General features: G+C 46.2%; 6 protein-coding genes. 2 read left to right on the plus strand and 4 right to left on the minus strand.

Annotation, left to right across the window (positions count from 1 at the left end):
* Window positions 1–329 precede the first annotated feature (329 nt).
* Window positions 330–1,406: a replication initiation protein gene (locus IQP38_RS18730; RefSeq protein ID WP_054579113.1), complete on the minus strand. Its 1,077-nt coding sequence runs from the start codon at window positions 1,404–1,406 to the stop codon at window positions 330–332.
* 89 nt (window positions 1,407–1,495) lie between these two features.
* On the minus strand, window positions 1,496–2,413 hold the full coding sequence (locus tag IQP38_RS18735) for a hypothetical protein (RefSeq protein WP_017634068.1): 918 nt from the start codon (window positions 2,411–2,413) through the stop codon (window positions 1,496–1,498).
* A 521-nt stretch (window positions 2,414–2,934) separates the two neighbouring features.
* Between IQP38_RS18735 and IQP38_RS18740 the strand changes: the two genes are divergently transcribed.
* Window positions 2,935–3,291: a hypothetical protein gene (locus IQP38_RS18740; protein ID WP_155486349.1), complete on the plus strand. Its 357-nt coding sequence runs from the start codon at window positions 2,935–2,937 to the stop codon at window positions 3,289–3,291.
* A gap of 91 nt (window positions 3,292–3,382) precedes the next feature.
* Here the strand turns inward: IQP38_RS18740 and IQP38_RS18745 are convergent, their stop codons facing one another.
* Together IQP38_RS18745 and IQP38_RS18750 are read right to left on the minus strand one after the other, a co-directional pair.
* Entirely contained in the window at window positions 3,383–4,336 is a 954-nt protein-coding gene (locus IQP38_RS18745; RefSeq protein WP_193837880.1) for a head processing protein, read from the minus strand.
* A 13-nt stretch (window positions 4,337–4,349) separates the two neighbouring features.
* Window positions 4,350–6,023 (minus strand): portal protein, encoded by a 1,674-nt coding sequence (locus IQP38_RS18750; protein ID WP_193837881.1) that lies wholly within the window; start codon window positions 6,021–6,023, stop codon window positions 4,350–4,352.
* Window positions 6,024–6,404: 381 nt separating this feature from the next.
* Here IQP38_RS18750 and IQP38_RS18755 point away from each other — a divergent pair.
* Window positions 6,405–12,556: SNF2-related protein (locus IQP38_RS18755; RefSeq protein WP_193837882.1), on the plus strand; the 6,152-nt coding region annotated here is incomplete at its 3' end.

The following is a 12,556-nucleotide window of genomic DNA, read 5'->3' on the forward strand; positions in this document are numbered from 1 at the left end:
TCTTTTTTTAGGTCTTTAAGTAACAAGATCTAGGTTTAATTGATCATTTATTAGGTGTTTGTGATCTTCTTATAGGCTTTAGTGCTACATAATCTAGGTGAAAGTGATCATATATCAGGTGATTGGATAACAGGTTTTAGGTGTTTCTGTTCTTAAATGACATATTTTAGGTGTGTGAGATGGTTGTATAGGAGTCTTGTCCGGTTTTTTCTACTTTCGAGTCAATGATCACGTCGAATTCCCTCCCATATACCTAAAATGTGTCACATAGCTCATTTCAACCTAGAAAATGTCATCTATCGAGCCCATGACCTAAAACTTGTTAGCTATCAGTAATCGTGTGTATCGGTTAGTTCTGAAAGGGTATCTATCTTTTCCATTAACGACTCTAATTCATGCATTCCATCATCATGCTTTTGTTGCTCTTTTTCTGAGTGTCGCTTTGACAAGCTAGCTTCAACTTTAAGAGCGTGGTCTTCTTTACCCACATAGCGGTACGCGATGGCAAGTGATTCTAGTTCAGACTCGGTGAGTCTGACTTGGTTTTGAAGCCTTTTCAATTCAAGTTGTCGAATTGTCTTAAGAGCATCGTGTTGATTTAGTTCATCAATTGAACCTAGTTTAACCCACCGGAAGAGAAACTTGATTCCAGTAATGGTTCTACCTTTCTTTACAACCTCAAAACCCTTATCACCTTGGCTGCTTTCTAAAAATAGAAGCTCTTTGCTAATCTGAGGGTGTTCAGAAAGTTCTTTAATGCTTTCCCTGATACAACGTTTCATAAATACGCTGTTGTTTTTGAAGGAACTTTTATCTTTTTTCAGCTTCCCTGATTCGTCCAAAAGCCCAAATATTCCTTTCAGTTCACTAAGCTTTTGCGCATGCATTTCAAAGCCCTTGTCTTTGAAGCGACTAAGCAGTTCGTACAAGCGCTTAGAATACTCCTTCTTTACCTCAAAGAAATTGCGAGTATTAATCAGAGCAAATCCTTGATTATATTCAATATACTCTGATTTGAGCATATCGTTAGGAACCATCGTAAGTATGCCGTGTTTATAAGCTATATGTTTAAAAAGAGGTCTATAGTCGAATTCAATATCACCTTTCGGGGTTTCCACCTTTATCCCGATTTTTCGACTAGCTAGGCGGTTCGCTACTGGACTTAAGTTGCTACCGATATGTTTAGACTCAACACCTAACCACTCTGATAATTGATGTGAAGTAAACTCATAGTGTGGTGTTTTCTGCTCCCAATCACTTGGTTTCATATGTGCAATCATCAACGCAAACATATCTGCTTCCCTAGCGGATAGATCTTGACGACTAAAGACCAGTTGATGGCCTTTTTTGATATGTTTCGGGAGGTTATCGCTTACCGCAGGGTAGAAATATTCTTCATCACTCATGCAAATGCACATCCATAAATAACAAGATTTAGGTAATTATGACACATTTTAGGTCACGCATGTATAGAAATACTCACATCAAGCAGTGATTACAGATACCTGACTTGTACTCGCCCGACTGCGTCACGATAGTATTCAACTAAGCCTTGAGACTCTTTCTCGGAAATGGTGTTCATGTACTCTGCTAACATGGTGGCTGTATCACGAACCTTGTTCACGCTAGCTTTCACGGCGCTTGCAGCCTTGTTGTGCCAGCTAGCAATCACAAACTTAAGGTATGACACGAACTTAGGCGCTAAAGGCTGTTGGTGCTTGTTGTACAGCTTGATAACACGACGAGCTCCACTAGCTGATAGGCGGCCTTGCTTAGCTGCTAGTTGAAGTTGTTTTACTTCGTCAGCGTCACGTTTGAAGATCTTCAAAAACCAAGAATCAGACGGGATACCGTTATTAATTTTATTTTTACTCTCTGTAGAGAGATCTTTTGTATTTATAGTGCCATTTTTGTTTTTGTCTGATTGCTCGCAAGCCTTGTCAGCACTGGCCTCAAGAGTTTTTTCCACAGAAGCCCCCCCTGAGTGCCGTTTTTGTCTATTAAAACGCTTTTGTGCAGCTTGTAGCGCGTATTTGTATGCGCCAGCGAACATTTCTTGGATGGCGTCTACGCATAGAGTGATGTGACGTAGATTCTGACCTGTTGCATTGTTTGGCTTCTGTTCTCGGACAATTAAGTTCAAGTCTTCTGCTGTTTTCAGTTGTTTTTTGAGAGTGTCAAAAGTGGTTGGACGACAACCATAGCGATCGCAGTTCTCGTTGTAGACCTGTACCAATCGAGTAGTTGATGCAAAGCAGGTATGGCCATGCTTAAGAATATGGCTTGAGATAGTTTCTAGTAGGCAAGCAAGTTTACGTTGTGCCGACGGTTTATTGGCTTTGATATTGGAGGCTTGGGTTCTGAATCCTGACTTCCAGTAGCAAGGATGCAGTAAAAGCGGTGTGTTTTGCATAAAATTTGCCACCGATCTCTTTGAACGTTATACTTACACCTGCTTTAGTGTGGTGTAATTTGTGTTAACATTCGCTGAGATTGATGCTCAATCTAAACTGTTAAACTAATTACTAACCATTTGAGGCATTAGTCGCCAACTAAATGTCTCGCCTGATTAGGCTTCGGTCTAATTCATTACGGCATAATGACTTTCCTTAAGCTCGTTTGTCGTGACGCTTTAAGTTAGCCGCTTAAAGCTCGATTTCAGTAAGAAAGCCCGCTCGCCAAAGCGGGCTTTTTTATTTTCTGTTGCCCGAAATCGAATCACTTTCTCTCTATCACGGTATCGCCATGATCTAATTACAGAAAAACTCCCCTATTATTGATCGTAAATGGTTGATCAAACAAGTCTCTGTATAAAAGCGATTCCGAACAAGGTGCGTTACCATCTGGCGCTAGAGTTTACCAAAAATTTTATCTATTTAAACTCCTTTTGGACGTGTTAATATTCCGAACACATCAAATTTTGTGGATAGCTCTGTGATGAAATTTACTCCTCCACCAAGTGCTGAACAGCAATTAGAAACTCAAGTTAACCAATTAAAACAACAATTTAAGCGCCGACAGTTCCCGAAAAAGAACGCCCCAGCGCTACCGTTGGATTTGTTAGTAACAATCTCAGGTTGCACCTTTGGTTTGCATAGCCAAAAAGACGGTAGACTCGTTCTAAAGGCCGATAAGGCGATTAACTTTGATAAGGGTGTCAATGTGTTGCGCTCAGTGTCGTATATTACTGGCGCGCGAGATAGCGTATCTATCGCTGGTTGGGACTGGCGACCAACGCACTTCAAGAAAGATAAACTCTATTTTCGTCCTGTCGCGCCTAGTGATTTATAAAATTCCGAATTGGCCACCAGTATTTTCGATTTTATTGAGTGTTTTTTGTACTTAATTACTAATCGCTGGTGGCGCTTTTTAATTGATCAACTTATTGGAATTTTCGTGCCGAAGATCCGAAGTTGACGAACTGCTGTTTAATTTGAGGCGCAACACTCACTTTTTGCTCTACTGGAACGTAGCTATTTGTCGGTAAAGTCGCCATTTTTCGGGAACCTAGCGACTCAAACATAGCTCGCACCACTTGATGATCTTCCTTGCTGGCCATGTTGGCGATCGCTTTGCGCTGCGCATCGGTCACATAGATAGGTAAAGAGTCCACAACATCAAGCAGCATCGAGGTTGCCTTAGCGTTTTGCTCTACCTTTTCACGCAACTCTGCGTTCACGCTTTCTAGGTACATAAGCTGGTTAGTAAGATCACCGACAAGCTCAACATTAGTCTGTTGAGTCATGTTCGCGTAGATATTACGCGCGGATTCCTCATCAAAACCTTGTTCCTGTAGCGATTCGAGGATCATTTGCTCGCTGTTCGCACTTTCCATCATCATGGCCGGATGGTCTAGGCTGATATAGTTCGGCTGCAATACGTAGTCCATACCGTGATATGAAATCGTGATCGATGCCTCGCGTGTATCTTGGCCACCAGTCGCCCAGCTCCAACCACCAGCACGGCTATTGTGCAAACCTAAAGCAATACGGCCTGTGTCGGTATCTAAAAACTCTTGAGTGTGTTCAACAATACCGTCATCTGAACAGGTGATAGAGATTGTGCGGTTAGATGGCACGTTTTCTACCACAACCGGACGACCATTAATCATGATCACCTCAGTCTCACCGATTGAGAGCTTATTCGCTCGCTGGCGGGATTGATGGCCATAGTAACCATACGCTTCACCGAGTCGTAATAGCTCTTGAGTTCGTGGGCTGTTGAGCATCGCTTGAACGGCTTTGATGATGTAATTGCGCTTGTTGGCGCTAAGCTTGCGACCGTCATTGAATAGGCTGAAACGGTCGGATACTTGTTTAAGTGCTTTTGCTGTCACTTTCTTTTCTCCATTAATGGCTTTGGATTTCGGTTAGTAGGTCGAGAACTACGTCTCTAACGAATCGTTCCGCTTCGCTTTGGTCAGTCATGCCAATGGATTCCATCATTTTGTCGTTTTTAGAGACTTGAGCGGCCAGCTCGGAAATGACTTCCTTGGCCAGCTCGGAATCGAGGCCAATAACAGACGTGTAAAGGTGATTTTTGAGTTTTTCGGATTTGCCGATTGGGGATTGCTCGATAAGGTCAAGCACGGTGGCCAGCATGGTTGCGTAGTTCGCTTGAGATTCCATTGCATCGGCTTTCTCTTGCTCAATAGCGGTATTGAGAGAGTTAAAGCGGATCTCGAATGGCATATCGTTATCGTTCCACACCTTGCCGTCTCGGTAGATGGTGTGAATATCGATAGCGCGCTTAACGAACGCCACCACGGCTGCGCGGATTTGGTTGGCGCGTAGTGCAGATTGAATCGATGTGCGGAAGAAGCCGCCCTCGCCTAGTCCACCAGAAAGAAGATCACCAAACCCAAGCATGGATGGGTCTACGCCAAGCGTTCCGGCTAAGCGTTTAAGGTGAAACATAATGTCTTCGATGTGGGAGATATTCGGGTCAGTGGTAAAGGTATCGATCTGCAAGCCACCTTTAGCGCCGCCCATAAAGGGCAATAGCGTGTTGATGACGGTTGGAATGAAACCTAGCTTGCGGGAACGGTCTACCACCTCTTGACGGTCTTGCTTCATCTGGTCAGCGACCATGTTGATGTATTCCGCAGCTCCGGCCGCATCTAAGCCGTCAGTGTTTACCGCTACCATGCGATCGATAAGTGAAGCATTCACACGACTTGCGCCGAGCGCTGCAATGGACTGGCGAAGCATCGACCAAGCCTCAAAACAGGTAAGAAGAATGGATGTGCCGTAGTTCTGCGTCTCGATTGGCATGCGTGAATACGCATCGTCATAAAGTGAGTAGCGCTGGCCAGTGTAGTTAACTGGCGGTATATCCATATCTGGCCGCCAGATTGGCATTTTTAGTGGGATAAGCGCCCAAGGTTCGGCAAGGCGTACCTGTTCGCCGTTCGCTCGGGTTTGTAGATATTCCGCAGTAAATCCCGCTAGCTCGCCCGAACGTTCGTACTCACGAATTTGGTTTGGCAACGTGTAGTAGTTGGCCTCAAAGTGAGTAATACCCACGCCATCTTTCGTGTATGGGCGAACATAGTTAACCCCATAAACCAGCGTTGAATACGTCCAGTTCATTAGGTTTTCGTTGATTGGAGTTAGCAGCTCTCGGTTAAGACGGCCTACGTACTCGGCGTACTTCTCATCGGTTGGATGAAGATACACAGCCATGCCATTGTCGTTTGATACCGAAAGAGCGTGACCAAGGTGCAGATTGAGCGCGGCATCAATCGTGCTGTCCTCGGCCATTTCCTTGAGTATCGGATATAGCATGAAGCGATCTTTCGGCAGCTTGTGCAGAAAAAAGCGGTCTGAGCTTTTTCGACCGTCATTGGTCAGAGCGCCGTTGCTTTCATCTAATTGGTGTTCGCGATCGTGGAATGGCGATCCCGTGTATCCAGCGCCAGATTCAAAACTTATCCCACTCTCTTTATCGTCATTCTCGTTAAAGAAAGGGAACGCTTGTTTTAAAGCTGCCGCTAGCCCAATTGATGCCTTATTTTGCGACATGTGCGACCTCGGTAATTTGAGGCGCTTTTTACAGGGATGGGGATGATCTTGGATGATAGCGCATCGCGTCAATGTGACCAATACGCTAATAAATCATTGATTTTCTATGCGTTAATTTTTTTTAGTCAAAGTTCAATTGCTTGCCTTTGAATCTTGGTTACTCACCAAAAACACTAATTTTTATTCTTGATGATAATGGTCGTGTTCGGAATAATTCTTTTGTCCCTAAAAATCTACTTCCTTAGATATTTTAGATTATTCATTAACTTAAATTGATATTGATAGTGGCGTTTTTTTGGGATGGGGAATAGGAAAGGAAAAAGTCGGGCGAAAGCTCGACTTTTTTTTTGGCTTTTATCCAAAGAATAAAAGGCACGTTCAATGAACACTGATTTAACCCGCAGTATTGAACAGGCGACAACAATCGATGAACTGGTACGCCAGTTTGAAGCCTTGCTCGCTGTCGATATTAGCGACACTCCAAAAGGCCACCAGCGCCTTAAGGCTAACCAACTAGCCAAAGATATTCTCGCCAAGTACAACGGCGACTACTCCAACGTTTCACCCGAAGATAAAGCAGCTCTGCGCGACTACACAGGTTTTGGCGGCATCGGTGGCTCCACCAACGAATACTACACGCCTAAATGGCTGGCGAGCGCGACTTGGGATGCAGTTCGTTCCTATGGCTTTACTGGCGGTAGCGTACTTGAACCAAGTTCGGGCGTGGGCGTATTTAGCGAAACCAAACCTAAAGGCACCCTGACTACATCCGTAGAAATGGATCAGACCTCAGCGGCCATCAACCAAATTCTTCACCCCGAAGACCATGTAATCCAATCGGCATTCGAAGCGGTAGCAACTAATCCTGGCATTGGCGACTTTGACCTAGTAATCGGCAACCCGCCTTATGGTGTTCGAGACGCTAGCGCGATGAAAGACAAAGCGTACAAAGACATTAAGTACGCTGATCAGTATTTCGTTTCTCGTTCTATCGATAAGGCGAAAGCTGGTGGCTTGATTGCCCTAGTGCTGCCAACTCGTATTTGTGATGCGAAAAACCTTGAGAAGTGGCGTACACAACTCGCGCTTAAAGCGGAGTTTTTGGGCGCGCACCGACTACCAACGGGCACGTTCTCTGATACGGGCGTAGTGACTGACCTTGTTATCTGGCGAAAACACAGCGACCAAGCGAAAGCACTGATTGATAGCGCCGACCGCGACACGCTGATTGAATCTAACGTACTTTGGGACACTTGGCTCAAAGGTAAGTGGTTCGAGCGCGAGGGTAAGAAATTCATCAACGGCGAACAGACTGTTGAGGGCGTAGGTAAGTTTGCGCGCAAAGTCGTGAAGCGTGGCAACCGTTCTAACGATGATATTAAAGAGTCGTTAATGCGCCGCTTTGACAGTCGCATTGATTGGATGTTACTCGATGAAGCGGTTAGCGAGCCAGTGAGCGCGAAATACTCCGATGGAGACACGATTTTCCGCAATGGCCAGCAGTACGAAATGATTGATGGCGAATGGGAGCTATCTGAAAGCAATGCGAAAACAGGCGTTATCAGTAAGGCGACCTATGGCGTAGATAACACCGATGAGATCGGTTCTATCACCTACTCTACTGAATCGATGCTTAAGCTATCGGCCAGCCAAGCGCTCAAGCTTTTCGAAGATTACGGTTACCTGTGTCATGACGACTTTAAAGCCCTAATGCGCGAGATTGCCAAGCTGCCAAAAGCAAGCCAAGAACACGCTTACAAAGGCATTCTACTTGGCATGAAAGTTCAAACGCTTGCAACGTTGGTTGCTGGTAGCCGAACGACATCCAATAGCGACTTGGCCAACATAGCAATGGGCGCGGAGGACTTCCAGACCGAACAATATCGCGTGAAGTTAAGCGGCGAAGTGTTAGAGCTGAACGCGTTAATGGGCGGTTCTAAGGTATCGAAGAAAGCGCTAAGCAACTTAAGCGAGAAGTACGTCTCTGCATGGAATTACTACCACTCATCGATCGATTCTAAGGGCAAACTGTCTGACCTACTCAAAGGCGACCTTAAGCGTGAGCTGACCGTTCAATACAGTTCGTCTCGCATTTGTGACGTGTTCCATCTATGTGACCGTGAACTAGGCATAACCACACTGACACTGAATGACGTTCGCACGTATTACACCGCAAGCGGTATCGATGCGATGAGCGATGAGCAGTTGCTTGATTACCTAGCGAACATGGATGAGGTAGCGGTAAACCCTGACGGCACGGTGACGGCATTCCATAAAGCGACGACTGGCCTAGTCGGTAAGCGCATGGATCAGCTGACCACACAATTAGTATCGACCACCAGCGATACCGTGAAAGCTAACATCATGCGCCAAATTAAAGCCATCGAATCTAAGCGAAACAAGATCTCGATTGCCGATGTGAAGATGAAGCTTACCGATAAGTGGATTCCTAAAAACATCATGCTTGAGTTCCTGCATGACCGTGGCTACACGGAATTTATCTTGGGCGACTTTACCGAGGATAAGGACGGCTTTGAGGATTTCGTACAAAGCGAATCCGGCCAATACCTTACTGGCTACCGTTGGCGTGATGGCGAATGGATTGATGGCCTAACTCGTAATGGCGTGAAAGGTAAAGCAGCGAACAGCGATGAGCGATTTGAGCGTCAAATTGAATCGTACATCAACTATGGTGCGGTTCGTGGCGGTAGTAAGAACGAAGATAAATCACTTATCCGTGAACAAATGCGCCGCCTCGATGATGAGTTTTCTACATGGATTGCATCATCTGACCATTCAGAATACTTGGAACAGGTTTACAACAATACGTTTAACGGTTGGATTAAGCCGGAGTTTGATGACTCACCACTAACGCTAAATGGCGTATCTGGTGCGATTGAGTTCCTACCTTACCAAAACTCAACGATTCGCCGTCACAGTGCAGACGGTAACGGCATTATTGCCTTTGGTACTGGCTTGGGTAAAACGCTCACTGGCCTTGGCCTCGTGCAGCACAACCTAGAAACCAAACGCGCCAACCGTGTGGCCATCGTTGTTCCTAAATCCGTGTTAGAGAACTGGTTCTATGAGTCCGACCTGTTCTTTGGTGAAAGCAATCTATCTGACAAGGTATTTATCGGCCTTGAAGTTCACAAAGACGATGACGGAAAAATCATTCGGGAACCGGTATTAGATGAAACGGGCGAACCGAAGTTAGACAAGAAAGGCGATCCTATCTTGCGCGCCAAACTGACCGTAGACACAAACGGCAAGCGCGTAGCAGAACAGCTCCACCAGCTTACACAGTCAACCGCTCGCATCGTGGTAATGACAAAAGACGTGTACAACCGCATTCCATTGAAGCCGGACACGATTTCGGCCAACGTGCTTGAAATGCGCGATGCTGGTTTGATTGCTGGTTCAAGCAAGCTAGTTAAGGAAGCGGAAAGCCACACAGATCAAGCGAAGAACGCGCGCTTTGAAGCGAAATATGCTGACGATGGTACGGCCAAAAACGAAGAACTACCGTACTTTGAGGACTTGCTATTCGATTCGGTGATGGTCGATGAGGCGCATGATTTCCGCAACTCGTACAAGGGCGGCTCATACCGAAACAATCTGGCATTCTTGCCTAGCCAAGCGCAAGCCGATCGCGCTATCGATATGCAGCTTAAGAACAACGTCATTAAGGCTCGCAATGACGGTCGAGGCGTTTACTTCCTAACAGCTACGCCAACCGTAAACAGCCCTGTTGATATGTTCAATATGCTGTCCCACATCATTCCGGCAGACACGTTTGCCAAGATGGGGATCTTTGACAGCGACGACTTTATCCGCATGTTTGGTAAGACTGGCGAAGCGCTGGTTACTAAGATTTCGGGCGAAGTTGAACAGCGTGAAGCCCTACTCGGATTCCAAAACCTAGACGCACTTCGAAACATCGTTAACCGCTACATGACGATCGAGGATGCTAAATCCGTTGGTGCCAACGTTCACATTCCTGACCTGATTAGCCAGCAAAGCGTTGTCCAAATGAATAGCGAACAGGAAGCGCTATATGAGGAACTACGCCAGCGTGCTGACGCAATCAGTAATCCAGACAAAGACGAAAACCAAGAGATTGTCGAGCAATACCCTAACGACACGGTTTTCGGCCTAATCCGTAAAATGGACAAGGTAAGTACAGACCTTGATTTGTACTATGAGCGTGTTACCTACCGATTCGCCAAGGACAACAAAAAAGAGGTTGAGGCGGCAGTAGCTAAGCTACCAAATACCGTCACGGTCGCTTTTGAGGATGTGGCACCAGACGGCACGGTTAAGCTAAGCAAAATCCAAGTTAAGGTTGATAAGAGCGTTAAGGTCGAGGGCGATCACTGCGTGGTTCAGCTCCACCAGCAACTTGATGACCGATTCACAAACATTTGTGACAAGGCCAAGTTGAAATTTACGCACCCTGTCTCCCCTAAGTACGCCAAGTTCCTTGAGAACGCGCGCGAGATTTATCTGGCTGGCGGTAAGCAGCTTGTCTTCACCGAAGAAAAAACACAGCACAAGAAAGTCGCGCGAATCATTGCGGATTTTGTTGGTTGTAAGCTGTCTGAAATCGGTATTTTGAACAGCGATACCGTTGCGGGTAAGAAAGGCTCTAAAGCGACTGAGGACGATGAGGAAGCGGGTTTGGAAGCAATGGCCAATGCTTACAACACCTCGAAATACAAATTCATGATCCTCAATAAAAAAGGCGAAGTCGGCATCAACTTGCATCATGGCACAACCGATATTCACCACTTAACGCTACCTTGGACTCCAATGAGTATCACACAGCGTAATGGCCGTGGCGCGCGTGTTGGCTCTAAACAAAACAGCGTGAACGTTCACTACTACACGTCGAAAGGCTCATTCGATGATTTCCGCTTGGCCACAATCCAACGCAAAGCCACTTGGATTGAGACAATGTTCAAAGGTGATGAAAAGTACATTGCGAACGCCGATGCAGACGCAGCCGACGAAACTGCAATCATGCTGGCAGCAAATCCAGAAGAAGCGAAAGCCCGTATCGAAGCGGCTAAGCGTCAAGCTGAGCGCAAGCGCAAATTAGAGGAACGCCGACTAGCAAGTATTAACGTCAGCAAGTACATCAAAGCCACCCAAATGCTTGCTTTGGATGTGAGTGCGGTTGAGGGCGAGCTGGCCGAACTACGCGAGAAGTTAGAGCCACTACGCAAAGAGGTGGAAGAAGATCGCCTACGTGCAGAGGGCGAGAAGCGCGGAAGTTGGCAGCACAAAAACTACCAACGCACCAAAGGCAGACTGTTTGCGCTAGAAAGCCAAATCAAAACCTATGAGGCAGCGATCAAAAACCGCGACAAAGCGAGCGATACCATCAAGAAATTGAAACCAGCAATGGAGCTGGCCATCAATGACGGTGTGTTAAAGGATTACCCTGACTTCCTAACTCATCCAGAGTTGTACATTGTTCGCAACGGTGTGATTGTGCGTAATGGCTACACCTACAAAGCCGAAGTTAAGAGCCGTTCTTGGAGCGCCGAGTACGATTCAAAAGCAACAATCATGATCACCAACTTCGACCGTAAATCTGGCACGGTGGACGGCTTTATTACTGAAATGGACGGCGAACCAGCGTCACGCAACTATGTCGATCTACCTGTTGAGCGCATTATTGAAATTGCGCCAGTGAATCAGGATAGAGCTGCGCTAGAAGCAAAAGCGCTCCAAGGTGTACCACTAAGTGAAGTCGCTCATACGTTTGACCGTGAGACGTTCTTTGAACTGGTCGCAGAAAAGAAAATGAAAGCCTACGGTAACAGCCGCCGTTGTTTGGTGCGCAATGCTGACGGCTCATTCTCTACGCCGTGGGGGTTGGATGTTGAACCAGACCAAACGCTGATTTATCCAGATGCGAGCGATAAAGCGATCGTGAAAGCCCTACTCGACCAAGTAACCAAGCAATTGGAAGATAAAGGTCGCGTGATGTTGGAACACGACATTCTAAGTTTCTTTATCGGTAGCGATTGGGACAAACAGGCGATGGAAAACGGCAACCAAGTGAGCGAACAGGAAGTTGTTGAACTGGTGACACTTGAGATCAAAGCATTCGAGGAAAAATACCCTGAGCTTTATCAAGAAGCGCTACTGAAAGCAGAGACGACTTACAAAACGTCTATCACTTTCCTTAAAGAGCTAGATAACCATCTAAGCAATTTGAAATGGACAGGTTACACCAACACACACGAAGCGCGCCGCCTATCGGCTCGTGAGTTCACTCGTTACACCGATATTCTGACCGAACGCTCTAGCGAATACCGCACAGAGCTGGAAGATAAGCTATTCGCTGACTTCACTAAGCTGGTGGCTAACGACCCTGACCGTGCGAAACGTCTATCACAGATCGCGTACTGGATGACGCAATACAAACCAACGACCGATACTCACCTACTGAAAAAGGTCGATGCGATTTACGGCGAAAACTCACAAGAAACCATGCTTAAGGTATGTGCTGACCTACACGC

The sequence above is a fragment of the Vibrio sp. OPT41 genome (genome assembly GCF_015163595.1).
In the GTDB taxonomy this organism is placed as follows: Bacteria; Pseudomonadota; Gammaproteobacteria; order Enterobacterales; family Vibrionaceae; genus Vibrio; species Vibrio alginolyticus.

Bases quoted from the DNA above. Each gene is read 5' to 3' on its own strand.
- IQP38_RS18730 (WP_054579113.1), bottom strand. From the start codon at position 1,406: ATGAGTGATGAAGAATATTTCTACCCTGCGGTAAGCGATAACCTCCCG.
- IQP38_RS18735 (WP_017634068.1), bottom strand. From the start codon at position 2,413: ATGCAAAACACACCGCTTTTACTGCATCCTTGCTACTGGAAGTCAGGA.
- IQP38_RS18750 (WP_193837881.1), bottom strand. From the start codon at position 6,023: ATGTCGCAAAATAAGGCATCAATTGGGCTAGCGGCAGCTTTAAAACAA.